Raw genomic sequence first — 23,818 nt, forward strand, 5'->3', positions numbered from 1 at the left:
TCAGTTTTTGCAGCCTTGCCCTTACGCTACGAAGAAGTAGACGAGGAAGGCAAGGGCCGCGATCCACCCGTCCTGTGCGAAAAAGTGTTTACGAGCGCTTGCGGCTCACCACGGCGCCCGCGGCGATGGCGGCTGTTCCCGCAAGGGCGGCTGCCACGATGGCTGCGCTCGAGGCGTCGCCGGTTGCCGCGAGGATGCCGGTGGTTTTGGCTCCCGTGGCTGCAACTGCAACGGTCTTGGTCGTCTTCGTGCCCTCGGACTTGGAACCCTCGGGCTTGGTCTCGCCTGGCTTCTCCTCGGGTTTGATCTCCTCGGGAGGCGCGATGACCGTGCTCTTGGCGACAGCTTCGTTATAGGGGGAGTCGATCACGTCGTCGCCCGTGCCGATGGTTTGACCCACCTCGTAGAAGATGCCGTCGTCGCGTTCTTCCTTGTTGCGATAGCCAATGATCTTGCCGCCTGTGGGCGTCTGGATGGGAGCGCCTTCGATCTCGATGGTGCCGATTGTCTCGCCGTCCGCGCTCGTGGCAAGGGCGAAGATTGCCGCCGTGTCTCCCTCAGCTGTGACCTTACTGCGGACAATCGAGATGGTCGCGGGCGTGATGCCCTTCTCGGTCTGCGCGAAGATGCCGATGTTCAGGCCCTCGGACTCAGGGATGATTTCGTCGTTTTGGTCTCCACTGTAGTGGTCGGGGCCGTCGCCGCCGGTCTCGGCATAGCGGGCTATGGCCTTGACAACGGAGTCGCTGATGTAGATATGGCCACCCGCTTCGTCGGAGTAGAAATTACTGGTGGAGATTGCAACCGAGAACCTGCCTTCTGCGAGCGCATCCACAGTTGAGCCGTTCTTGATGACGATGTCGTCCTCATCGGTGAAGAGTGCGCTGGCTTCCCCGCCATCTGAGCTTGCGCGGACCGTCACGGTCGCGCCATCGAGCGTGATGCCCTTGTAGACATAGATGCCATACCCAACGCCACTTGCGTTGAGGGAAGCGTTCGTGACCGTGAGGCTGTTTTTACCGTCGATGGCGGCGTCTTCCTCGGAGCTTGCCTTGACCTGGCTGCCACCCGAGATCTCGATGTTGCCGTCGGCCCAAATCGCATTGTCTTTGATAGAGCTTGCCTCTACCTTGCCGCCGCCCTTTATGATGAGGTTCTCGTTAGCATCGATACCCTGATCGTCGGTGGCCTTGGCGGTGACGGTTCCACTGTTGTCGATCGTGATGTTGCCGTCGGCCCTGACGCCATCCGAATCGCCCGTGGCATTAACGTTTCCCGAGCCCTTGATGGTGACATCGCCCCCGGCATCGATGGCATCGTGCTCGGTGCTCGTGGCGTTGACAGTGCCAGCGCCGTCGATGTTGATGTTGCCGACGGAAGTGATGGCGTCACGAGAAGATGTCACGTTGAGCGTGCTGGACGCGTCGCCCTGAATATTAAGCTCGGCGTTCTCGTTCGCGCCATCCTTAGCCTTGATGCCGCGGCCGTTGTCGTTAGTGACGGTGTTGTTGCCCTCGTAGCTCACGTTGAGCTTGCCCGCTGCCTCGATCGCGCCGCCGTTATAGCCGTTGAGCTTCATGTCGTCGGCGCCGTTCCAGGCCCAGGTGCCGGCCTCGTCGCCTGCTGCAGTGTTGTACTGAGTGCCGCCGACGTTGACCCACTCCGCCGCGAGCGAGACGCTCGGCATGAGCAGCGAGCTCACCGTGAGCGCGCACACGGCGCCCGCGACGATGCGGCGCGTCACGCGGCGCCAGCTGCCGTGTGCGAGCAACGTGCGACGGCGCACGTCGGGCTCGATAAAATGGGCTCCAGAGGCTTTGTCATTGCGCTTGGGGGTCGTGAACAAGGCGACCATGGTTACTCCCATCCTCATAGGGCCTATGCGATTACGCCCAGCATATCTGCAGGATGTAGCCGGCGGTAGTGCCGTTTGGAGGGCAAAATGTCCAAAACTTGGGAAGTAATGCATCGCGCGCCCGCGCGGTGCCTGGCTTTAAAAGAAAAGCGCGGAGCCGCTCGATGCGACTCCGCGCTTTGGTGTTTTGCTTTGGCAGCTTTGTGCTTACGCTACGAAGAAGTAGACGAGGAAGGCAAGGGATGCGACCCACATGAGCGGCTTGATCTTGGAAGCCTCGCCCTTAAAGAGCGCGACGACCACGTAGGCGATAAAGCCCAGGCCAATGCCGGCAGAGATGGAGTAGGTGAAGGGCACGCCCGCGGCGATCATAAACGCCGGGAAACCCTCGGAGACATCGAACCAGTCGATCTCGGTGGCCTCGCTCATCATGAGGTAGCCGACGTAGACCAGGGCACCGCAGGTGGCGGCGCTGGAAACGATGGAGACGACGGGGGAGAAGAACGCGGCGAGGATAAACAGCACGCCGGTGGTGACGGAGGTGAGGCCCGTGCGGCCACCGTCGGCGGCGCCAGAGGTGGACTCGACGAAGGTGGTGATGGAGGAGACGCCCATGAAGCCGCCCACGGCAGCGGCGGCGGAGTCGACGACCAGGATCTCCTTGATGTTCTCGACGTTGCCGTCGTCGGTGAGGAACTCGCCTTGCTTGGCCACGGCCATCGCGGTACCCATGGTGTCAAAGAAGTCGCTCATGAGCAGCGAGAACGAGATGACAAGGAGCGTGGGGTCGGTAAGGACCTTGACGATGGCGGGCACGCCGCCGGCGTCGGCGATGGGGCCACCGATGCTCGAGAAGTCGAGCGGGGCGATGATACCGGTCGGAGCCTGGGTTACGCCTAGGGGGATACCGGCGATGACGGCTACGACGATGCCGATGAGCAGCGAGCCGGGGACGTTGCGGCAGGCGAGGGCGACCGTCACCAGGATGGAGATGATGCCGACGATGAAGGTGGGCGAGGTGATGTCGCCCAGGCCGACAAGCGTGCCGTTACCGGCGGTGATGATGCCGGCGTCGGCAAGGCCGATCATGGCGATGAACAGGCCCAGGCCCACCGAGATGGCGTGGCGCAGGACCACGGGGATGGCGTCCATGATGGCCTCGCGCAGGCCACAAAGGACGAGCAGCAGGATGACGACGCCCTCGAGGAAGATGACGCTCATGGCCACGTGCCAGTCGCCGCCGCAGACGGTGGTGGTGATGCCGGCGATCATCGCGTTGACGCCGAGGCCCGACGCACAGGCGAGCGGGCGGTTAGCGAAGATGCCCATGCAGATGGTCATGATGCCGGCGCCCAGGCAGGTGGCGCAGGCGAGCGCTCCCGCATCGATGCCGGCGCCCGAGAGCACCGCGGGGTTGACGGCGATGATGTAGGCCATTGCCAGGAATGTTGTCAGTCCAGCGCGAAGTTCGGTCCCGATTGTGGACTTGCGCTCACTGACGTGAAAAAGTTCGTCCATGCATACCCTTTCCTTGTTCGGCCCCGAGTTTAGGCCGATTGACACGAACTTCCTTACTATATCGCCTTTGTAAGGTTGATGCTCCTCGCATGTTGATGTTCGGCGCTTTGTAGCAGACGGACGGTATTTTTCGCATGAAAATGTGTGGGTACCGTATACTTAAGCGGTTACAACGACCCCTATGGAGGAACGTATGATTAAAGAGCTTTGCCACGACGAGGCTATCCTGTCCCAGCGTTGCGAGGTTGCGACCGTCGAGGACGAGTCGGTTGCTCAGGACCTGATCGATACCATCAAGTCGCTCGACGATGCCGGCTGCCTTGCCGCTAACCAGATTGGCGTTACCAAGAAGATCTGCGTCTACCTGGACGACGCCGGCGAGCCCCACGTGCTCTACAACCCCCGTCTGGTGTTTGGCCTGGGCGCCAGCAAGATGGAGGAGAGCTGCCTGACGCACGAGGAGGTCACCAAGTCCACGCGCTATATCAAGTGCAAGGTTGCCTTTGACCAGATCGTCGACGGCAAGATGAAGGAGTGCCGCCGCGATTACGCAGGCTTTGAGGCGCAAATGATCCAGCACATGATTGATCACTGTCTTGGAAAGTTGGTCTAAGGGGACCAAAGCACCGCACCTCGTCGTTTTTAGTCCGGGTATGACATTGTTGTCATGTCCGGACTTTTTTGTTTAGCGCTCCTTTGTTTGGTGACAATAAGCCTAGCAAAAACATTGAGCTAGGAGGCGCTATGTGCACGAGCATTCGATTTACCGATAATTCCGGCCATATGTATCTGGGCCGCAATCTCGACTGGAGCTTTGGATACGGCGAGCAGGTTCGCGTGGTGCCCCGCGGGTTCCATATCCCGTATTCGTATATCGACGATGCGACGGCAGCGCACGCGGTGATCGGCATGTGCATCGATTACAAGAACTATCCCATGTTTTTCGACTGTGGTAACGATGCGGGCCTGGCTGTGGCGGGGCTCAACTTTCCCGGTTATGCCGAGTATGCCGAGGGCCCGGTCGATGGCAAAGCCAATATCGCGGCCTACGAGTTTCCCCTGTGGGTGGCGGCGACGTTCTCGACGGTCGACGAGGTCGAGGCCGCGCTGCGCGACACGGTGATTGTTGCCAAGTCTGCCGGTGAGGGGCTGGGCGTGTCGCTGCTCCATTGGATTATCGGCGACGGCGAGCGCAGCATCGTGGTCGAGATGATGGCCGACGGCCTGCATGTGTACGACGATCCGGTCGATACCCTTGCCAATCAGCCGACCTTCCCGTGGCATATGGAAAACCTGCGCACCTATATCACCGCCACCAGCGATTTTCCGCAGACGGCGACATGGCGCACCGCCGAGCTTAAGCCTTATGGTGCGGGTGCCGGCATGCGCGGTATTCCGGGTGACTGCTATTCGCCGAGCCGTTTTGTAAAGGCGGCCTACCTCAATGCCAATTACCCGCAAAAGGAGAGCGAGGCCGAAAATGTCGTCCGCATGTTCCGCTCGCTCGAAGGCGTAGCGATGATCGAGGGAGCGTCCAAGATGGGCGATGGCAGCTTCGAGAAGACCATCTACACGGGATGCTTTAGCGCTCGCACGGGCAATTATTACTATGCGACCTACGACGACCCGTCGATTCGCTACGTGAGCTTGATGGATGCCGAGGGTGCGAGCCCCGATAGGCTCGTGGTTCCCGAGCCGCGTCGCTCGTAGCCGATAGCTTCACTGCAATGCAAAGCGGCCCTGCATCTCCTGTGAGGTGCAGGGCCGCTGCGACCTGGGCTTTATCCCGCATGCGCCCCGAGAAAATGTCCCTTAAGCGCGTGCCGCCTGGGCGACACCGGCCTTGGTGCTTGCGCGCTTGCCGGCGAGTTCGCAAAAAATCGCGCCGCCGATGATAAGCGCGGCGCCCATCAGGCGGACCGGTGTTATGGCTTCGCCTAAAAGGACGGCGGAGAACACGACGGCCGAAAGCGGCTCGAGGTAGCCTACGACCGCGACAGTCTGGACGGGCAGCTTGGCGACGGCACTAAAGTAAAGCAGGCAACCGATGCCGGTGTTGACGACGCCGAGCATGACGACGGCGCGCCAATCAATACTGGCGGCGACGGCGGCGGACAGGAATGAGGGAGCGCCCTGCGTGATGAGCGTGAGGACCAGCGCGGTCACAAAGGCCGCGCTCACCTGGAGCGTGGAGTTCTCGAGGCCTTCGATGTGTGGCGCACCCTTGCTAGCGATGACCATCAGCGCATAGCAAAATGCCGAGGCGATGTCGCAGGCAATACCCGCAATGGGCATATTGCCGCCTAGACCTTGCGCTGCAATGAGAAAAGCACCGCAAGCAACGGCGATAAAGCCGGCGATTTTGCCACCGGTCAGCTTTTCGCCAAAAATGAGCGGGGAGAGCGCCATGACAATGATGGGGCCGCAGTAGTACAGCAGCGAGGAGATGCCAACGCCAATGGTCTGGTAGGCGCGGAACAGAAAAATCCAGCTGGCGCCCAGTGCGGCTCCCGAGAGGAGGAGGGCTGCGGCTTCGCGGGGGCGAGATGACGCCTGTAACTTATGGCGTTGCGTAGTGACGAGGATGACAACGAGTGAGAGCGCACCCAAAAAAGTACGTAGTAGCACGATGTCGGAGCTCGGCAGCACGATGGCAGCGGCAATGATGCCGTTGGAGCCAAACAATAGCAATGCTGCTAAGTACGTAAACAGTCCGTTGTTCATGCGCTGACATCCCCTCTATATCCGAGCATCTTCACTATGGGTGAGGTGGCTTTAGAAGAAAAGCGAATATAATGCATGGATGACATGACAAAAACTCATGCAAATGTGGGGACGTGCCGTGGAGACCAATATCCAAAAGATGCAAGTGCTGCTCGAGACGGTGCGTGCCGGCAGCTTTACGCGTGCTGCAGAGCGGCTGAGCTATTCGCAGTCGGGCGTGAGCCGCATGGTGGGCGACCTTGAGGCAGACTGGGGTTTTAAGGTGCTTGATCGCAGCCGCGAGGGCGTGGTGCTTTCTGCTGACGGGCGGCAGATCATGCCGGCAGTCGAGGCGTTATGCGAAGAGTTTGGCCGCCTGCAGCGACGCGTGGACGAGATGCGGGGGCTCATGCGTGGCAAGATCTGTATCGGTACGTTCTCGAGTGTGGCGACCCATGTACTGCCGCCGGTGATCGCGCGGTTTCGCGCTGATCACCCGGATGTCGATTACGAGCTGCTGATGGGTGATTACTCCGAGATTGAGCAATGGGTGGCGGAAGGCCGCTGCGACCTGGGCTTTATTCCGCGCGAGCCACGCGGCGGCATGGCGTCGCAGCCGTTGGCGCAAGACGAGCTGATGGCCGTGGTGCCAGCGGACTCCTCGCTCGCCACCGCGGAGGTCGTTTCCCTTGCCGATCTGGCCAACGAGCAGTTTATTCTGCTGGAACGCGGTAGCGACGATGAGATTACGCCGCTGTTCCGTCGTGCGGGGCTCACGGTGCGCTCCAAGCTGTCGACCTGGGATGACTATGCGATTATGGCCATGGTGGAGGATGGCCTGGGCGTGAGCGTTCTTCCTGCGCTCATCTTGCGCCGCTGTCAGTTCGATGTTGCCGTGCGTCCGCTCGAAGGGCATCCCCATCGGCAGATCAATGCGATATATCGAACGGCCGATGTTTCGCTTGCCGCCGCTCGTTTCCTCGAATACCTCTAAACGTGTACACGTCATTGTCCGCTTTGGGCAAATCTCGGAGTTCGGTACGTTTTCTTATGAAATTGAACTATCGAATGAGGTGCGGCGCTATACTGCTTGCTAAATTGAACCTTGGTTCAATTCGTGTTCTATAAATTGAACTTTGCCAGCAAGGAGGTTCCTGTGGCCCAAGAGACGTTTAGCGATCGCCTGCGACAGACTATGTCCGATCGCGACGTTCGCCAGTCGGACGTAATCCGCGCATCGGAGATGCTCGGCAAAAAACTCGGCAAGAGTCAGATGAGCCAATATGTGAGCGGCAAGACGATCCCGCGGCGCGATGTGGCAGAGCTGCTCGCCCGTATTTTGGAGGTCGATGTTACCTGGCTGATCGCCGGTGACGCCGATCAAGGCGAGACGTCATCGCCTCGCAACGTGCCCAAGCCCGAACCCCAACCCTCAGCTCAAATTCCAAGGAGCACCACCATGCGTACTTTTTCTAAATCCACCAAGCTCGATAACGTCCTGTATGACGTGCGCGGTCCCGTCGTCGACGAGGCCGCCCGTATGGAGGACGAGGGCGAGCGCATCCTCAAGCTCAACATCGGCAACCCCGCGCCCTTTGGTTTCCGCACGCCCGATGAGGTCATTAAGGATATGCGCCAGCAGCTGCCCGACTGCGAAGGCTATTCCAACTCGCGCGGCCTGTTCTCTGCACGCAAGGCGATCATGCAGTATTCGCAGATCAAGGGCCTGCCCAATGTTCAGATGGAGCACATCTACACGGGCAACGGCGTATCCGAACTCATTCAGCTTTCGATGAACGCGCTGCTCGACAATGGCGACGAGATTCTGATCCCCAGCCCCGACTATCCGCTTTGGACGGCGTGCGCAACCCTTGCCGGCGGTCATCCCGTTCACTATCTGTGTGATGAGCAAGCGGATTGGTATCCCGACCTGGAGGATATGGAGTCCAAGATCACGAGCGCGACCAAGGCCCTCGTCATCATCAACCCCAACAACCCCACGGGCTCTGTCTATCCGCGCGAGGTGCTCGAGGGCATCGTTGAGATCGCGCGCAGGCACCAGCTCATGATTTTTGCCGACGAGATCTACGACCGCCTGTGCATGGACGGCTACGAGCACGTCTCCATTGCATCACTCGCCCCCGACCTGCCCTGCGTCACCTTTAGCGGCCTTTCCAAGTCGCACATGATCGCGGGCTATCGTATTGGCTGGATGGTGCTTTCGGGTAACCAGCGCTGCATGAGCGACTTTATTATGGGCATCAACATGCTCTCGAACATGCGCCTGTGCTCCAACGTGCCGGCTCAGTCGATCGTCCAGACGGCGCTCGGCGGCCATCAGTCTGTTAACAACTATATCCGCCCGGGCGGTCGTGTCTACGAGCAGCGCAATTTTGTGTATGAGGCGCTCAGCAAGATCGATGGTATCTCGGTGGTCAAGCCGCGTGCGGCGTTCTATATCTTCCCCAAGATGGATGTGAAGAAGTTCAACATCACCGACGACGAGCAGTTTGCCCTTGACCTGCTGCACGAGAAGAAGATTCTCATCACGCGCGGCGGCGGCTTTAACTGGGGTGAGCCCGACCACTTCCGCATCGTGTACCTGCCGCGCATGGAAGTGCTCAAGGAGTCCCTCGAAGACCTCGCCGACTTCTTCGATCACTACCGTCAATCATAACGACAGAGATAGTCTGTCATTTAACGGGCGGCCCGTAACAGATTCGGGTCGCCCGTTTTCTGTTAAAGCTCGCGTTGTCGGCGTCTCGATCGTTTGGGTGAGTGGGGTTCGCGTGTGAACGGAAAACTGTATTCCAAAATGGAATACAGTGTGCTTCAACTGGAATTGATGTCCGTGTGTCCGCTTTTTTAGAATGTTCTCGACAAGATGAAAGGCGGTCCCCACCAATGATTATCGATGCAAATTCCTACTGGTTTGACGAGCGCATCTTCCATGACGAGACACTCTGTGAACAGTTTTTGGCCGAGGTGCCCCGCGCTTACGACACCGAGGGCTATCTGACCGTAAGCCCCACGGGCAAGCGACAGATTGTGATCGAAAAGCCCGCTGGCTTCCCGGGCCTTAACTATATCGAGGGAGACTACACCCTTGAGAAGCGTCTGGCAGACATGGACGAGGCGGGGGTCGATAAAGCGATTCTCAAACTCCCCGGCTGCCATGAGTGGATGTCACTCGAGATGTGCCGGCGCTTCAACGACGGTATGGCCGCTGACGCAAAAGCGTCGAACGGTCGCTTGATACCGCTTGTCGCCGTGCCTCCCTTTGGCACCGAGGCGAACCTTGAGGAACTCGATCGCAGGCTCGACGAGGGTTTCGCGGGCGTGCAACTCTGCGCCCACTACGGCAAGCGCTATCTTGACGATCCGATCTTTTCGGGCTTTTTTGAGCGACTGAACGAACGCAGCGTCACCGTTTACGTGCACCATGTGCCCGTACCGGTCGAGCATACGTCGCTGCTCGCATACGACAACCTGCGTCGCTCCTACGGCCGTTGCGTCGACCAGACCACGGTGATCGGTCGTGAAATCTTCAGCGACTTCTTCGAGCGTTATCCCAACGTCAAGATGGTCCACTCCATGCTCGGTGGCGCTTATTTTGCGTTTAAGGAGATGCTGCTGCCGCACGGTCCCAAGCGTCCAGATGCCTCGGGTCGCTTCCAGACCGATACCGAGACGGTCTCCAAGCGTCTTGAGAACAACGTTTATTTCGACATGTCCCATGCTCAGCCCTGGGGCGAGACGCTTCTTGCCTGTGCGGTTGAAGTCCTTGGTGCAGACCATATTGTCTTTGGTACGAGTTATCCCGTTAAACGCGAGTGGCTAACAGAGGGTGTCGCCTGCGTCCGCGCTACAGATTTAAGTGATACGGACAAGGACCTTATGCTTGGCGGCACGGCACGGCGCCTGTACGGCATCGAGTGAGCGACAGATAAAGGAGGGCGTTCGCCATGGATAAGGGAGAGATGAAGGCCGGAGCCGCCCGGGTGGCCATTAACTTAGAGGACGTATTGCCGTTCGACGGTTTCGACGCACTCCGTCATGAAATCTTTGTCCGTGCCTTCGTGGTCGAAGGGATGGGGCGGCGCGCTTGCATCCTTTCACTTGAGGTTACCTCGATCGCTCCGGCCCTACTCGCCGATCTGCGTGAGGTTGTCAAGGATGTCTCCAATTGCGACGGCGCCTTTTCTTGGGTGGTCCCGACCCACACGTTTTCTGCGCCTCACGTGCGCACCCCTGGGCATCTGGCCGACACCGATGCCCGCGATCGAAATGAGCGCTATCGTGCCGCGCTCATCGCCGCGACACGCGCGGCTGTTGAGCAGGCGGTTGCGGGCATTCGCTCTGTCACGCTCGCCTCGTCGGAGGGCCACTGTCCTGTGAACGTTAACCGCGACATTGAGACGCCGGCCGGCTGGTGGCTGGGAGTAGACCCCAAGGGGTTTGCCGACCACGCGATGCCCGTACTTGTCGCGAGGGATGCTGAGGGCGGGCTCGTTGCCATGCTTGCGACGGCTGATGTCCAGTCTTCCGTGCTCGACGGATCGCACGATTCTCAAGGGAAGCGCGTGGTGAGCGGGGACCTCTTTGGCTTTGCCGCCATGGCTCTCGAGCGCGAATTGGGCGGAGTTGTGTTGCTGCTGCCCGGTGCCGCGGGGGATCAGAGTCCGGCGGAGCGCGCCGTGACCGTTGCGTTTGATTCGACCGGGGCGAAGCAAACGTTAGATGCTCACGAGAGTGGATATCGCATGCTGCATCGACAGGGTCGCGTTCTGAGCGATGCGTTGATTGAGGCCGTCCGTGCGGCGCGTGAGGACGATGCCATCGGCGTCGATGCTCGCACGGTCGACGTCCTTTTGCCCGCCCAGACGCGCGCCGACTTCTGCTCATTGGCCCCGCATCGAACTTATGAGTTTCATGCGGCGGGCGAACAGCGTACGAGGGTCTATTTACTTCGGCTGGGAAATGCCGAGTTCGTTGGTATCCAGCCCGAGGTTTCGAGCTCGTTTGGCGCCGCCGTGCGCGCCGCCCGATTCTGCCCCGTGCTCTTCGCCACGCTTGTCAACGGAGGGCAGAAGTATCTGCCGGCCCCCGATGCGTACGAGAAAATCACCTATGAGGCCATGAACTCCGGCTTTGCCGCCGGTTCCCATGAGCGCCTCCTCCAAACCATCCTTGCCGCTTTAAACGCGGCGCGACAAAAAGGAGAACTTGCATGAATATCGGACATGCACGCCGCAAGATTACCCCGCAAGGCGACATCTATCTAATCGGATACCGTAACCTCCCCAACCGTCTGGAGCCTGCGACAGGCGTCCATGACGACGTCTTCGCCAACGCGATTCTTTTCCAACAGGACGACCGCGAAGTTTTTCTCTTCAACGCCGATGTTCTCGAGTTTGAGGAGAGCATGGCCGAGGAGGTTAAGACGATGCTCGCCGAGCGCTACGGAATCGACCGTGATTGCGTTCTGCTCTCCGCGACGCACGACCACACTTCGATCGTCGCCTACCATCGCAGCTGGTGGACGGGAAAATTCAACGAGGACTACTATCGCTGGTTCCTCGATACCATCTGTCAATGCTTCGAAGAGTGCCGCGCCAACGTGCGACCTGCGACCTGCCGCATGGGCAAAAAAGTCATCACCGGTTTCTACGACAACCGCATCATTCCCGGAGAGCTTGCCGACAATGAGGTTATCGTGGTGTCGTTCTTCGATGACGAAGGCAAATCGTTTGCGGGCTTTGTGAACTGGGCGGTGCATTCTGCCTGTGTCGGACCCGACTGCACGGAGCTCACGAGCGAACTCGCCGGTCTTACCGGCAAAAAGCTCGCTCAGAGTCTTGGTTACTATCCGGCCATGGTTGTCGGTGCTGCTGGCGACTGTAGCGACCGCAATTTTCGCCAGGGACGCGGCATTCCCGAGGTTGAGCGTGTTTCGACCGGTCTTGCCGAGGCGATTTCCCAGATCAAGCTCGATCGCGAGGTCGTTCTTGACCGCATCGAGCCTCAGACGTTCTATCACACCGTTGCCCATGACGACTTTTCGCTCACGCTTAAGTGTGCCGTCATCAGTTTGGGCGGCCTGCATCTCTTTGTGTTCCCGAGTGAGCTCGGCAGCGACCTGGGTATTCGCATGAAGCGCGAATGCCCGGTCGAGGGAATAGTTTGCGGTTACACCAACGGCTATTTCGAGTATTTCCTTCCGGCACGCGAGTACGGCCTCTCCTTTGAGACCGAGCGTACTCAGATTCCCCAGGGCGAACCGGAACGTCTGTGTGACAAGTTCTGCCAGACGACGAGACTTCTCGGCGCAGCAGATTCGCGTCTGTAGACCTGATTGCGTGACATGGGCTAATGAGGCTCGCTGCCATGTGATCGGCATCTTCCATCTTCTCTGCCGTTTCCTATCCCGGGCGTACGTGCGTCCGCGGATTTAAAAGGGGGAAGCGGGTTCCTTGCCCTCCCACGTCGACTACGGAGGCCTGAAATCTACGCTATGCCCCGCTCAGAAAAAGGAGAATTCCATGAAATACCAGAAGCTTTGCGATGAAATCATCACAAAGGTCGGTGGTCGAGACAATGTGTTAGACGTGAGCCACTGCATTACGCGTCTCCGCTTCCACCTCAAGGATGAATCGCTCGCCCAGACCAATGAACTTAAGGTGACGAAGGGCGTCGTTGACGTCATCCAGGCCGGCGGACAGTATCAGGTCGTGATAGGTGCCACTGTCGAGGCCGTCTACAACGACCTTGTTCAGATTGGCGGGTTCGACTCCAAACCCGCACTCGATATCGATGAGGGCGACGACGTCAAAAAGGGCGATCCATTCTCGCGTCTGCTCGCCATCATTTCCGAGATTCTGCAGCCGGTTCTTGGCGTGCTTATGGCCGGTGGCTTTATCAAGTCGATGCTCGCGCTCTGCACGGTTGCCGGTTGGCTTGCCAAGGACAGCAATACGTATGTGACGCTCTCGGCAATCGGAGATTCGGTCTTCTATTACTTTCCGCTAATCATTGGCTGGACGTCGGCCAAGAAGTTCGGACTTAAGCCCGTTATGGGAATGGCGCTCGGTGGTATCCTCGTCTACCCGACGCTCGTTGCCCTTATGGGCGGAGATCCGCTCTACACGCTCGGCGCCGGCACGGTCTTCGAGTCCAATGTCTATGGTGATATTTTTGGCATCCCGCTGATCATGCAGAATTACTCATCGACGATTCTGCCTGCGATCTTTATCGTCTGGATTGCCTCCAAGGTGCACAAGGCCCTTTCTAACGCGCTGCCCGCGCTTGTGAGTTCGTTCTTCTCCAACATCCTGACGCTCCTCATTTGCGGCATCCTTGGCCTGCTTGTGGTCGGTCCGGTCATGACGGTCCTCTCCAATATCGTTGCCCAGATCATCTTGATGCTCATCAACTTCCAGCCCGCCATCGCCGGCTTCGTCATCGGCACGTTCTGGAGCCTGCTCGTCATGTTCGGCCTGCACTGGGGTATCATCCCGCTGTGGTTTCTCGATGTCGCAACCTACGGCTATGACCTCATTAACCCGCTCGTGTATGCAGGCGGTTGTGCCATCGCCGGTGCTGTGCTTGGCATGGTCATCCGAACCAAGGATTCCGAGGAAAATGCTGCCGTCAACATTCCCGCCCTTGTCTCTTCGATTTTCGGTGTCAACGAGCCTGCGCTTTACGCCATCTTGCTGCCGCGTAAGCGCCTTATGTGGGCAACCTTTATTTCCGCTGGTGTAGGCGGCGCCATCGCCGGCCTCATGGGTGCCAAACTCTATGCCTTCGGTGCCTCCGGCCCGCTCGGTTTCCCGAGCTTTATTAACCCTGCCGGCATCGACACGGGCTTTATCGGCCTTGTCATCTCCGGTGTGGTCGCTTTCGTTCTGGCTCTTGTCGCCGCTATGGTGATCGGTACCAGGAAGGACGAGGGCGGTAAGGCGCTCAACATCTCGGTGGACTAGTCTGTCTGCGCACTTTAACTAAATTTGCCTCGGACGGTGACGTGCCGCCCGAGGCATATTTGTGTTTTGTGCCGTTGTCAGCGTGTTTGCGGACACAAGCCTGCGGTTGTGGAGCAACGGGGATTATGACGGTCGTGCCGCGGTGGAAGACGCACGGTCGCCCTGCAGGAGCTGACGGTAGGGGAGGAAGCCGATGAACGAGACGACCGCCTGCGAGTGCGCGGCGTTCCGCTTGAGGTAGAGCCTGACCTCGGAGGTCGTCGCGGGCTCAAGCGGCACCAGGGCTACCTTTCCGCTGGCAAGCGATTCCGCCGGCTTGCGCATGAGGAATGAGACACCGGCGCCGCGTGCGACAAGAGAGATGATGTTCTCGGCTCGTTTGCCGGTGAACGTAACACGTGGGCCAAATCCAGCTTTGCGACAAAGGGAAAGGACGAGCTCGCTTACGAACGAGCCTTGGGGAAGCATGAGGAAATTCTCGTCGATAAGGTCGTCTATCTCGACGGTGTCACGTTCGGCGAGTGGATGGTCGAGCGAAAGGACGGCCACGAGCCGGTCGGTCGTAAAGGGAATCTTTTTGAACTCCGGCTCGATGGCGCCGCTGTCGCGGATGAAGGCCAGGTCAATGTCCTCGTGCAGGAGCATGCGCTTGAGTGTGTCGCCCTCGCCTTCGATGAGCTCGACAGAATATGAGGGGTTCGCCTGCTGAAAATCGATGACGGCGTCCGTAATCCCATAAGGGGTCATAATGGGGATAGAACCGACGGTGAGGTGCTCGAGCGGCTCATCTGCACCTATTTGAATGGCGGCAAGATAGCGATGCTGAAGCGTCGCAATTTTTTGCGCATAGGGGAGGAGCGCTTCACCTTGCGCGGTGAGTGTTACGTGGCGCTTGCTTCGATCGATGAGCTTGCAGCCGAGTTCGTGCTCCATTGCCATGATGTGCTTGGAGAGGGTTGATTGCGACATGAAAAGCAGTTCCGCCGCATCAAGAAACGTGCGTGACTGCGCTAAGATGGCGAATTCGCCGAAGCGGCTGATATCCATAGGGAGGCCTCCGGTACCCTCATTTTGGCAGGTGGCCTAAACCACGACGCCGTTGCAGTGGTCGATTTCGTGTTGGATGATCTCGGCGGTGTAGCCCGAGAAGTTTTTGATGCGGTGGACGAAGTTCTCGTCCAGATACTCCACCTTAATGCGGCGATAACGGGTACAGGGGCGCTCTCCAACCAGCGAAAGGCATCCTTCGCTCGTCTGATAGGCATTGACCTGCTCAAGAATTTGAGGGTTGTACATCAGGAGCGCCCTGTTGCCGTCCTTTACGCAGATGATGCGTTTGCGCACGCCAATCATATTGGCGGCGAGGCCCACGCACTCGTGCTCATGCTCATGGAGCGTATCCAGGAGGTCCTGCCCGGTCACGGCGTCATCGGGGGCCGCGTCTTCGGAAGGCAGGCGCAAAAAGAACTTGGATTTCATGATGGGCTTAATCATGGCGGGCTCCTCATGTCTCGTGCTTTCGTGGACTTTTAATAATAGCGCGGAAGGAAAGCTGCGCGTCCGCGTTACAATCTTTCGACGTTGGACCATGTTGCCAGACTCGTCGCGTGCGGCGTCTGGCGTAAGTCTAGGGCTCATCCTCGCCCTGGACTGTTCCTCTGGGGCGATACGACTGTCGTTCCAAGAGGAAGGAAATGCATGGGGAGCAAATCTCAGCAACAAGTTCAAGTAGCGCCATCGGCCACTTCGGCGTTTCTCGCCGTAATGTATATCGCGGCCTTTGTTGCCGCGTTTAACGAGAACATCATTAACGTGGCGTTGCACGACATCATGGCGGCCTTTTCGGTGAGTGCCACCACGGCGCAGTGGCTTGTTTCGGGCTACATGATCGTGACGTCGATCTTTACGGCCATCATGGCCTTTCTTTCCGGTCGTTTCTCGACGCGCAGGCTGCTGTTTTTCGCATGCGGATGCATGGTCGCCGGAGAAGTCCTGTGCCTGGTCGCCCCAACGTTTACCGTCTTGCTGCCAAGTCGCATTTTGCAGGCTGCGGGATCGGGCATCTTGTTTCCGCTCATGATGAATGTGGTGCTATCTTGCGCTCCGCGCGAGAAGCTCGGTCTGTATCTGAGTCTGGGCGGTGCCTGCATTACGCTGGGGCCGGCGTTTGGACCTGTGATCAGTGGTCTTATGTGCACGTTGTTTGGCTGGAGAGCGGTGTTCGTAGTGCCGTTGGTGGGCGGCATTGCGGTCGCTGCGGCGGGCGTAAAGCTTGTTCAGAATGTCGGAGAGCGCTCGAACACCACGCTTGATATTCTGTCGGTTGTTTTGCTCGCTGCCGGCATTACGGCATTTGTGTATTCCGTAGGCGAGTTCTCGACCAATCTGATTTCCGGCATCGTGACGCTCTTCGCCGCCCTTGTGCTGCTCGGCTTGTTTGCGGCCCGTCAGCTCGAGCTCGAGCATCCGGTGCTTAACGTGCGTCCCATGGCGAGCGTTCGTTTTTGGCCTGCGTGCCTGCTTGTGGTGGTGTCGATGATGACAACGTTCTCGATGAGTGTTTTGTTGCCGCTCTATTTTGAGGGCGCATACGGCATGACCGCACTTGTTGCGGGCTTGCTCATTTTGCCGGCGATTGCCTGCAACGCCGTGACCTCGATTGTGGGCGGACGTGTGATGGACGCCCGTGGCGCATGGCCACTGCTGCCGGTCGGCTTTGCCCTGATTGCCGTGGGGCAGACTGCCATCTCGATGACGGCGGCAAGCATGAACATCGGCGTCGTCGTGGCGCTGACCGTTGTGGTGTATGCCGGAGTCGGTTTGGTGCTGAGCCCCTCGCAAACGGCCGGCTTGGAGACGCTGCCTGCCGCTGAACATCCTCACGGAACGGCATTGCTCAACACGTGGAACATGATTGCCGCGTCGTTTGGTCCATCGCTATTTATCGGTTTGCTTTCGAGTTCTTCGGCGGTTGCCGGCGCCACTGGCGTTGCGGCGGACGTTGCCCAGGCGATTGGATTTGCAGCTGCCGTGCGTGTGGCGGCTGTAATTGCCATGGTCGGGTTCGCGGTGTCGCTGGTGTACGCCCGCCGCGAGTCGCACATGTCGCATTAATGTGTGCACATAGATTCTGCAGCTAGATTGGATGGCGACGCCATAAACTAATGGACGTTTTGCCGAGAGGCATGAATGTTTAAAGCGCAAAGAGTGCGCGACGGGCCCCGCGAATGGGGCGATGATGCCCGAGAGGGCCAAGAAGGAGTCTCATGTCTGAGAACGAAGAGATCATGAACGAGACCGAGAACGAGACCATGGCTGCCGAGGTCGAGGCAGTCGAGACCGTGGAGACCGAAGCTGCCGAGGTTGAGGCTGCTGACGAGGTTTCCGCCGAGGAGGAGGCCGAGGTTGTCGAGGCCGCCGCTGATTACGATGATGAAGAGCTGATGGACAAGATGCAGAAGGCCGCCCGCCTGCTGCGCAGCCGTCGCTTTGCTATTTCCAAGGAGGAGGAGGCCAAGGCTGAGCGCATGGCGAACATCGAGCGCGCCATCAAGCTTCTTGACCTCAAGCCCAAGATGGAGCAGAAGGAGATGTCCGACCTGTTGGGCATGCGCCTTCGTGAGCTCGATGGCCTGATGGCCGAGGCCGAGGCTGCCGATCTGGTCGGCCGCATCGACGACGCCGAGGGCGATATGCGCAAGATCGTCGTCTTCGCTGCCGAGGATGCCGCTGAGGGCCTGGTCGAGCTTGCCAACAAGAAGGAGAAGCTCCTGCCCGAGCTTTCTTACGAGGAGGCCACCGAGCTGATGGCCGCTCTCGATAAGGTTATCGCTCCGCTCGTCGCCATGGGCCTGGACGAGGACCGCGGTCCTCGCGGCGGCCGTGACGAGCGCGGTGGCCGTGGCGGCGACCGTGGCGGTCGCGGCGGCTTTGGCGATCGCGGTGGCCGTGGCGGTGACCGCGGCGGTCGCGGTGGCGATCGCGGTGGCCGTGGCGGCTTTGGTGACCGTGGCGGCGACCGTGGCGGTCGCGGCGGCTTTGGTGGCAACCGTGGTGGCTATGGCGATCGCGGTGGCAACCGTGGTGGCTTCGGCGGCAACCGTGGTAACGACCGCGGCGGTCGCGGTGGCGACCGTGGCGGCCGCAACGGTGGCGGCTTCCGCGGCAACCGTTTCTAGGGGTTACGCGGTTCTACGAACCGCGTAACTAGTTGACGCTGCGCACCGCCCAGGGCGACAATTTGTCATTCAAAAGGCAAGGCATGACCAAAAGGTCTATGCCTTGCCTTTTTCATGCCAACTTGTTCGCCCTGGGCGGCGCTCGCTGGCGTTGCCAAAACATCGGCGTTGCCTTGATCAAAACCTGCCAAAAAGGGACAGGTTTATTTTGGTCGGTTTTATCTGAGCAAACGTGGTTGTCTATCGCAATGTAGTCATTGGGAACGTTCTTGTTTGAGTAGTCGTTTAAGAGCGACCCCAATGACTACATAGCATGAGAGTGGAAAATCTCCCGGTTTGAGTCTGCATTCAAGCTCAAAGTGGGAGATTATCCACTCTCGTTTCGTTTGTTGCTTTCGATGCCTACATTTGCAGGAACAGTTCGTGGAGGCGGGTGTCTTCATCGAGTTCGGGGTGGAAGGTTACGCCGATCTGGTTGCCCTGGCGGGCGGCGACGATGCGGCCATCGACCTCTGCCAGGGCCTTGGCGTCGCCGTGGACCTCGACGATGCGGGGCGCGCGGATAAACGTCAGCGGCACTTCACCGTCGATGCCGGCTACCTGCCCCTTGGTTCGAAAGCTGCCGAGCTGCCTGCCGTAGGCATTGCGCTCGACAAGTACATCCATGGTTGCCAAACGCGGCGTGCCCTTATCGTCATGGGCGGCAAGGTCGTGAGCCAGCAGAATCAGGCCGGCGCAGGTGCCCAGGACGGGCATGCCTTCAGCGATGCGGGCACGAAGCTGCTCGAGCATGCCCAGCTCATCAAGCAGCTTCCCTTGAACGGTGGACTCGCCGCCGGGGAGGACCAGGCGGTCAAAGCTCTGCTTCAAATCAGCCGCCTGCCTCAGCTCAATATAACGTGCGCCCAGCTCGGACAGCCTCGCCTCGTGCTCGGCAAAAGCACCCTGGACCGCCAGCACGGCGACCGTCTGGTCTGCGTAATCGCTCATGTGCGATCCTTTCTGCCGGACTAGCGCCCGCGCTCCTCCATGATGATCTCGATCTCGTCGGCGTTGATGCCCACCATGGCCTCGCCCAGGTCCTCCGAAAGCTCGGCGATGAGCTTGGCATCGGTGAAGTTTGCCACGGCCTTGACTATGGCGGCGGCGCGCTTGGCGGGGTCGCCGCTCTTAAAGATGCCCGAGCCGACAAAGACGCCCTCGGCGCCCAGCTGCATCATCAGCGCGGCGTCGGCGGGGGTCGCTACGCCGCCAGCGGCAAAGTTCACGACGGGAAGCTTGCCCGTGGCATGGATCTCGCGCACCAGCTCGACCGGAACCTGCAGCTGCTTGGCTGCCTCAAAGAGCTCATCGTCGCGCAGGGCAACGACGTCGCGGATCTGCTTTTGGATCTTGCGCATGTGGCGCACGGCCTGAACGACGTCGCCCGTGCCCGGCTCGCCCTTGGTGCGGATCATCGTGGCGCCCTCGGCAACGCGGCGAAGCGCCTCGCCCAGATCGCGGGCACCGCAGACAAACGGCACGTCAAACTGGGTCTTGTCGATGTGATAGACATCGTCGGCAGGGGAGAGGACCTCGGACTCGTCGATGTAGTCGATTTCGATGGCCTGCAGGATCTGCGCCTCGACAATGTGGCCGATGCGGCACTTGGCCATAACGGGGATGGAGACGGCTTCCTGGATGCCCTTAATCATCTTGGGATCGCTCATGCGCGAGACGCCACCCGCGGCACGGATGTCGGCCGGGATGCGCTCGAGCGCCATGACGGCGCAGGCGCCCGCCTCCTCGGCGATGCGTGCCTGCTCGGGCGTGGTGACGTCCATGATGACGCCGCCCTTGAGCATCTGCGCGAGCTCGCGATTGAGCTTGACGCGATCGGCCTTGCTGGTCTGTTCTGTCATGGTTGCTCCCTTGGTTGGCATGTACAGTGCTGGACGGAACATCCTATCGGGGAGCCGGGTATGGCGAAATACTCAGTTTTCGAGATAATAACAAGGTCAGGCTAATGCCAGATTGAATGATTCGATAAGGTCAGGTGATAGACCCATGCTTGACTACAATTTGGAACTACGCGGCGAAGCATCGCTTTATGAGTATGTTTACCAGCAAATTCGCGATGATATTGTTGCCGGGCGCATTGCGGCAGGGGAGCATCTACCGTCTAAGCGCGCCTTTGCGAGTCATCTGGGTATCAGTGTCATTACCATCGAGAATGCATATAGCCAGTTGCTTGCCGAGGGTTATATTTGCTCAATGCCGCGTCGTGGCTACTACGCGTGCGAGCTTCCGGATGCGCCGGTTTTGGCTTTGGCTGCGGGGGATATCGACCGAGATGCTGTCCCTGTTGGTCCCAGCGCGCATGATGCCATGGGGCAGGCAGAGCGATTCGACGCACTTTCTCCTTCCGCTTTGGAGGCGGCGCGGCTTTGGCAAAGTGCGCTACGGGCGACGCTGACGTCCGAAGACGAGCGTGAAATCTTTTCGCCCGCACCGGCGCAGGGCACCGCTCGACTACGATGCGCAATCGCTCACCATCTGCGCGGGACAAGGGGTATGAATGTCGACCCCAACAACATCGTTATCGGTGCGGGCGCCCAGTTGCTCGATACCATGTTGGTTCAGTTGCTTGGCGCGGACAAGGTGTATACCGTTGAGAATCCGGGCTATTTGCGCCTGACGCGCATCTATCAGGCTATGGGTTGCAAAGTTCGACATATCCCGTTGGATGATGAGGGCGTGGACTTGAGCGCTCTGCAGAAAAGCGGGACCGACGTCCTTCACCTGATGCCGTCCCATCAGTATCCGACGGGCCTTGTGACGAGCATTGCGCGTCGCTATGCGCTGCTGAGTTGGGCCGCCGAGCGACCAGGTCGGTATCTCATCGAAGACGACTTCGATTGTGAGTTTCGCCTTGCCGGCAAGCCGATTCCCGCGCTCGCGTCAATCGATGCCGCCCAGTCGGTTATCTACACCAACACGTTTTCGAAGAGCCTGTCATCGGCGTTGCGTCTAGCGTACATGGTGCTGCCCGATGAGCTGATGGAACGGTTTAGGCGCAACCTTGGTTTTTACGCCTCGTCGGTGAGTTCTGTTGACCAGGTCGCTTTGGCTCGTTTGCTGGAATCGGGTGATTACGAGCGGCATGTGAACCGCGTGCGCGTTCGTGCTCGCGAGGCGCGTGATGACCTGGCGGCGCTTGTACGGAAAGCATTTTCGGCAGGGGAGGTCTCGATCGAGCATGCAGACGCGGGCCTTTACTGCACCGTTGCCCTGGCCGAGGGCAAGGCGGGGGAGAGTTTCGCGAAGGCTCTCGCTGACGCTCGTATTTCCTATGTCAACATCGCCGATTGCCTGTGGACGGGTGATCGGGCATCGACTAAGAACGCCCCATCTCGCGTCCTCATACAATACGACGACCTGAGCCCTCAGTCGCTCATCGTTCTTCAAGAACAGCTGCAATAAGCCCACGAAAAAGGCCCGAACCAATACGGTCCGGGCCTCATCGAGCTAGAGGTTATGTCTCAGGCGGTTGGCTTAGCCAAAATAGCGCTTGAGCAGGCCGGCGAAAGCCTTGCCGTGGCGGGCCTCATCGCGAGCCATCTCGTGAACGGTGTCGTGGATGGCATCGAGACCAGCGGCCTTGGCGCGCTTGGCAAGATCGGTCTTGCCGGCGGTGGCGCCATTCTCGGCCTCAACGCGCATCTCGAGGTTCTTCTTGGTGGAGTCGGTCACGACCTCACCCAGGAGCTCGGCGAACTTAGCGGCATGCTCGGCCTCCTCGTGGGCAGCCTTCTCCCAGTACAGGCCGATCTCGGGATAACCCTCGCGATGGGCGACGCGAGCCATGGCCAGGTACATACCGACCTCGGAGCACTCGCCCTCAAAGTTGGCGCGCAGGTCGGCAACGATGTCCTCGGAGACGCCCTCCATCTTGGCGACGCCCACGACGTGCTCGGCAGCCCACTCGAGCTGGCCCTCCTCCTGCTTCAGGAAGCGAGAACCGGGAACGCCGCACTGGGGGCACTTGAAATCCTCGGGCAGCTGGTCGCCGTCGAACTCTTCCACATAACCGCAAACGGGGCAAACAAACTTCATAATTCGATCCTTTCGATCGATGGCGATGGTGCGCTCGCCCGGTCCCGTAAGGGCCCTCTCCGGACGTGCGTCTTGACGGGTTCTATTATCCATAAATGAGACCGAATGTGAAGCCTATTAGGAATGATTTTTAATAAAACAATTTTGGGCATGTGTAGATGTTGATTGATTAACGATTGCTAGACCTCGTGCGACCTCCGATGAGTACAATCGGTCGAGCAAATGTTGACCTATCAACAAATGAAGGAGTTTCCTTTATGCATCTAGCCCGCCGCGCCTGGTGCCGAACGTATCAAACGGTTTTTCGCATCGCATTGCCGGTGCTGCCCTATACCGAGCCACGCATTTTAGAGCACGCTGAGGAAGTGCCCGCAGTGCTTCAAAAGCGTTCAATACAGCATGTTCTTATCGTGACGGATCCCGGCATTGCCCGTCTGGGGCTCACGGCACCGCTCGAGACAGCGCTCGCGTCCAAGGGAATTAGCGCTGCGGTCTATGCCGAAACACGTGCGAACCCCACGGTCTCGAATGTGGAGGAAGCAGCGTCCCTGTATCGAGAGAACGCCTGCCAGGCCATTATTGGTTTTGGCGGCGGTTCGGCCATGGACTGCGCCAAGGGCGTGGGGGCACGCATCGCGCAGCCAAACAAGCCCATCAACAAGATGCGCGGCCTGTTGCGCATTCATCGTCGCCTGCCGTTGCTCATCGCCGTTCCCACCACGGCAGGCACGGGAAGCGAGGTCACGCTTGCGGCGGTAATTACCGATGACGAGACGCATTACAAGTACCCCATTAACGACTTTGTACTCATCCCACGTTTTGCGGTGCACGACCCCGAGTTTACGCGTGGGTTGCCGGCGTCCATTACGGGGCAGACGGGTATGGATGCCCTGACGCATGCTGTCGAGGCCTTTATCGGCCGTAGCACCACGTCCTACACGCGCAAGATGGCGCGTCAGGCGGTTCAGCTCATCCACGACAATTTGCTGGAGGCCTATGAGCATGGCGGTAACATGCGTGCGCGCCGCAATATGCTTTCGGCGGCGTATAAGGCGGGTGTTGCCTTTACGCGCTCCTATGTTGGATATGTGCATGCCATCGCGCACAGTCTGGGCGGCCGATACGGAATTCCACACGGTTTGGCCAACGCGATCATCCTGCCGCACATGCTTCGCGCTTATGGTGACGCTGCCGCTCCCAAGCTTGCCGATCTCGCCCGCATGGCCGGTATCGCGCCGGCTAACGCGCAGGACAGCCTGGCGGCCGAGGCCTTTATCGATTGGGTCGACCGCATGAACGAGACCCTGGGAATCCCCAAGTATGTCTCGGGTATTCACCGCTCCGACATTCCGCAGATGGCGGCCCATGCCGATGCCGAGGCCAATCCGCTATACCCCGTTCCACTTTTGATGGACCGTTTGGAGCTCGAGCGTATGTACGAGGTCGTTGCAGGTGGTATGTTTGAGGGCGAGAACTAGGAGGGT

Annotated in this window: 20 protein-coding genes; 12 read left to right on the forward strand and 8 right to left on the reverse strand. The window is 59.3% G+C overall.

The features are described from left to right. Window positions 1–88 precede the first annotated feature (88 nt). Complete coding sequence (locus AAAV21_RS02235) at window positions 89–1,855, reverse strand: carbohydrate-binding domain-containing protein (protein ID WP_349107164.1); 1,767 nt, start codon at window positions 1,853–1,855, stop codon at window positions 89–91. Window positions 1,856–2,062: 207 nt separating this feature from the next. Further along, entirely contained in the window at window positions 2,063–3,373 is a 1,311-nt protein-coding gene (locus AAAV21_RS02240; RefSeq protein WP_117655213.1) for an NCS2 family permease, read from the reverse strand. A 193-nt stretch (window positions 3,374–3,566) separates the two neighbouring features. Here AAAV21_RS02240 and AAAV21_RS02245 point away from each other — a divergent pair, with 193 nt between their 5' ends. Together AAAV21_RS02245 and bsh are read left to right on the forward strand one after the other, a co-directional pair. Next, window positions 3,567–3,986 (forward strand): peptide deformylase, encoded by a 420-nt coding sequence (locus AAAV21_RS02245; protein WP_161194794.1) that lies wholly within the window; start codon window positions 3,567–3,569, stop codon window positions 3,984–3,986. Window positions 3,987–4,117: 131 nt separating this feature from the next. Further along, on the forward strand, window positions 4,118–5,083 hold the full coding sequence (gene bsh, locus AAAV21_RS02250; protein WP_349107166.1) for a choloylglycine hydrolase: 966 nt from the start codon (window positions 4,118–4,120) through the stop codon (window positions 5,081–5,083). Window positions 5,084–5,185: 102 nt separating this feature from the next. On the opposite strand, the gene AAAV21_RS02255 is transcribed toward bsh, so the two are convergent. Then, window positions 5,186–6,097 carry a DMT family transporter gene (locus AAAV21_RS02255; protein WP_349107167.1) on the reverse strand — a complete coding sequence of 304 codons (912 nt, stop codon included), beginning with the start codon at window positions 6,095–6,097 and terminating at the stop codon, window positions 5,186–5,188. 118 nt (window positions 6,098–6,215) lie between these two features. On the opposite strand from AAAV21_RS02255, the gene AAAV21_RS02260 reads away from it, so the two are divergent. From AAAV21_RS02260 to AAAV21_RS02285, 6 genes are all read left to right on the forward strand, one after another. Next, window positions 6,216–7,070 carry a LysR family transcriptional regulator gene (locus tag AAAV21_RS02260; protein WP_349107169.1) on the forward strand — a complete coding sequence of 285 codons (855 nt, stop codon included), beginning with the start codon at window positions 6,216–6,218 and terminating at the stop codon, window positions 7,068–7,070. Between the two features lie 201 nt (window positions 7,071–7,271). Beyond that, window positions 7,272–8,753 carry an aminotransferase class I/II-fold pyridoxal phosphate-dependent enzyme gene (locus AAAV21_RS02265; protein ID WP_349107256.1) on the forward strand — a complete coding sequence of 494 codons (1,482 nt, stop codon included), beginning with the start codon at window positions 7,272–7,274 and terminating at the stop codon, window positions 8,751–8,753. Between the two features lie 227 nt (window positions 8,754–8,980). After that, complete coding sequence (locus AAAV21_RS02270) at window positions 8,981–10,015, forward strand: amidohydrolase family protein (protein ID WP_117776051.1); 1,035 nt, start codon at window positions 8,981–8,983, stop codon at window positions 10,013–10,015. A 26-nt stretch (window positions 10,016–10,041) separates the two neighbouring features. Then, entirely contained in the window at window positions 10,042–11,310 is a 1,269-nt protein-coding gene (locus AAAV21_RS02275; protein ID WP_349107171.1) for a hypothetical protein, read from the forward strand. Beyond that, window positions 11,307–12,425: a neutral/alkaline non-lysosomal ceramidase N-terminal domain-containing protein gene (locus AAAV21_RS02280; protein WP_349107173.1), complete on the forward strand. Its 1,119-nt coding sequence runs from the start codon at window positions 11,307–11,309 to the stop codon at window positions 12,423–12,425. Before AAAV21_RS02275 ends, AAAV21_RS02280 begins: the two co-directional genes overlap by 4 nt. A gap of 193 nt (window positions 12,426–12,618) precedes the next feature. Further along, window positions 12,619–14,061 (forward strand): PTS transporter subunit EIIC, encoded by a 1,443-nt coding sequence (locus AAAV21_RS02285; protein ID WP_349107175.1) that lies wholly within the window; start codon window positions 12,619–12,621, stop codon window positions 14,059–14,061. A 123-nt stretch (window positions 14,062–14,184) separates the two neighbouring features. Here the strand turns inward: AAAV21_RS02285 and AAAV21_RS02290 are convergent, their stop codons facing one another. Both AAAV21_RS02290 and AAAV21_RS02295 read right to left on the reverse strand, forming a co-directional pair. Continuing rightward, complete coding sequence (locus tag AAAV21_RS02290; protein WP_117776055.1) at window positions 14,185–15,108, reverse strand: LysR family transcriptional regulator; 924 nt, start codon at window positions 15,106–15,108, stop codon at window positions 14,185–14,187. Between the two features lie 36 nt (window positions 15,109–15,144). After that, window positions 15,145–15,555, reverse strand: coding sequence for a peptide deformylase (locus AAAV21_RS02295; protein WP_349107177.1), 411 nt, complete (start codon window positions 15,553–15,555; stop codon window positions 15,145–15,147). A gap of 204 nt (window positions 15,556–15,759) precedes the next feature. Here AAAV21_RS02295 and AAAV21_RS02300 point away from each other — a divergent pair, with 204 nt between their 5' ends. Both AAAV21_RS02300 and AAAV21_RS02305 read left to right on the forward strand, forming a co-directional pair. Beyond that, the gene (locus AAAV21_RS02300) at window positions 15,760–17,175 is read left to right on the forward strand and encodes an MFS transporter (protein WP_349107179.1); all 1,416 of its coding nucleotides are present in this window, start codon (window positions 15,760–15,762) and stop codon (window positions 17,173–17,175) included. Window positions 17,176–17,327: 152 nt separating this feature from the next. Beyond that, the gene (locus AAAV21_RS02305) at window positions 17,328–18,239 is read left to right on the forward strand and encodes a hypothetical protein (protein ID WP_117774394.1); all 912 of its coding nucleotides are present in this window, start codon (window positions 17,328–17,330) and stop codon (window positions 18,237–18,239) included. Window positions 18,240–18,641: 402 nt separating this feature from the next. On the opposite strand, the gene pdxT is transcribed toward AAAV21_RS02305, so the two are convergent. After that, window positions 18,642–19,229 (reverse strand): pyridoxal 5'-phosphate synthase glutaminase subunit PdxT, encoded by a 588-nt coding sequence (gene pdxT / locus AAAV21_RS02310; RefSeq protein ID WP_349107180.1) that lies wholly within the window; start codon window positions 19,227–19,229, stop codon window positions 18,642–18,644. A gap of 20 nt (window positions 19,230–19,249) precedes the next feature. Further along, on the reverse strand, window positions 19,250–20,140 hold the full coding sequence (pdxS, locus tag AAAV21_RS02315) for a pyridoxal 5'-phosphate synthase lyase subunit PdxS (protein WP_349107182.1): 891 nt from the start codon (window positions 20,138–20,140) through the stop codon (window positions 19,250–19,252). A gap of 112 nt (window positions 20,141–20,252) precedes the next feature. On the opposite strand from pdxS, the gene AAAV21_RS02320 reads away from it, so the two are divergent. Next, window positions 20,253–21,701 carry a PLP-dependent aminotransferase family protein gene (locus AAAV21_RS02320; RefSeq protein WP_349107184.1) on the forward strand — a complete coding sequence of 483 codons (1,449 nt, stop codon included), beginning with the start codon at window positions 20,253–20,255 and terminating at the stop codon, window positions 21,699–21,701. 72 nt (window positions 21,702–21,773) lie between these two features. On the opposite strand, the gene AAAV21_RS02325 is transcribed toward AAAV21_RS02320, so the two are convergent. Continuing rightward, window positions 21,774–22,337: a ferritin family protein gene (locus AAAV21_RS02325; protein WP_070097113.1), complete on the reverse strand. Its 564-nt coding sequence runs from the start codon at window positions 22,335–22,337 to the stop codon at window positions 21,774–21,776. Between the two features lie 254 nt (window positions 22,338–22,591). On the opposite strand from AAAV21_RS02325, the gene AAAV21_RS02330 reads away from it, so the two are divergent. Beyond that, window positions 22,592–23,812, forward strand: coding sequence for an iron-containing alcohol dehydrogenase (locus AAAV21_RS02330; protein WP_349107185.1), 1,221 nt, complete (start codon window positions 22,592–22,594; stop codon window positions 23,810–23,812). Window positions 23,813–23,818 lie beyond the last annotated feature (6 nt).

Origin of the sequence: Collinsella sp. CLA-AA-H302 (assembly GCF_040093305.1) — a bacterium.
Classification (GTDB): domain Bacteria; phylum Actinomycetota; class Coriobacteriia; order Coriobacteriales; family Coriobacteriaceae; genus Collinsella.

Bases quoted from the DNA above. Each gene is read 5' to 3' on its own strand.
- AAAV21_RS02275 (WP_349107171.1), top strand. From the start codon at position 10,042: ATGGATAAGGGAGAGATGAAGGCCGGAGCCGCCCGGGTGGCCATTAAC.
- AAAV21_RS02255 (WP_349107167.1), bottom strand. From the start codon at position 6,097: ATGAACAACGGACTGTTTACGTACTTAGCAGCATTGCTATTGTTTGGC.
- AAAV21_RS02270 (WP_117776051.1), top strand. From the start codon at position 8,981: ATGATTATCGATGCAAATTCCTACTGGTTTGACGAGCGCATCTTCCAT.
- AAAV21_RS02300 (WP_349107179.1), top strand. From the start codon at position 15,760: ATGGGGAGCAAATCTCAGCAACAAGTTCAAGTAGCGCCATCGGCCACT.
- AAAV21_RS02235 (WP_349107164.1), bottom strand. From the start codon at position 1,855: ATGGTCGCCTTGTTCACGACCCCCAAGCGCAATGACAAAGCCTCTGGA.
- pdxT (WP_349107180.1), bottom strand. From the start codon at position 19,229: ATGAGCGATTACGCAGACCAGACGGTCGCCGTGCTGGCGGTCCAGGGT.
- AAAV21_RS02330 (WP_349107185.1), top strand. From the start codon at position 22,592: ATGCATCTAGCCCGCCGCGCCTGGTGCCGAACGTATCAAACGGTTTTT.
- AAAV21_RS02280 (WP_349107173.1), top strand. From the start codon at position 11,307: ATGAATATCGGACATGCACGCCGCAAGATTACCCCGCAAGGCGACATC.
- AAAV21_RS02295 (WP_349107177.1), bottom strand. From the start codon at position 15,555: ATGATTAAGCCCATCATGAAATCCAAGTTCTTTTTGCGCCTGCCTTCC.
- bsh (WP_349107166.1), top strand. From the start codon at position 4,118: ATGTGCACGAGCATTCGATTTACCGATAATTCCGGCCATATGTATCTG.
- AAAV21_RS02240 (WP_117655213.1), bottom strand. From the start codon at position 3,373: ATGGACGAACTTTTTCACGTCAGTGAGCGCAAGTCCACAATCGGGACC.
- AAAV21_RS02245 (WP_161194794.1), top strand. From the start codon at position 3,567: ATGATTAAAGAGCTTTGCCACGACGAGGCTATCCTGTCCCAGCGTTGC.
- AAAV21_RS02265 (WP_349107256.1), top strand. From the start codon at position 7,272: ATGTCCGATCGCGACGTTCGCCAGTCGGACGTAATCCGCGCATCGGAG.
- AAAV21_RS02285 (WP_349107175.1), top strand. From the start codon at position 12,619: ATGAAATACCAGAAGCTTTGCGATGAAATCATCACAAAGGTCGGTGGT.
- AAAV21_RS02305 (WP_117774394.1), top strand. From the start codon at position 17,328: ATGTCTGAGAACGAAGAGATCATGAACGAGACCGAGAACGAGACCATG.
- AAAV21_RS02290 (WP_117776055.1), bottom strand. From the start codon at position 15,108: ATGGATATCAGCCGCTTCGGCGAATTCGCCATCTTAGCGCAGTCACGC.
- pdxS (WP_349107182.1), bottom strand. From the start codon at position 20,140: ATGACAGAACAGACCAGCAAGGCCGATCGCGTCAAGCTCAATCGCGAG.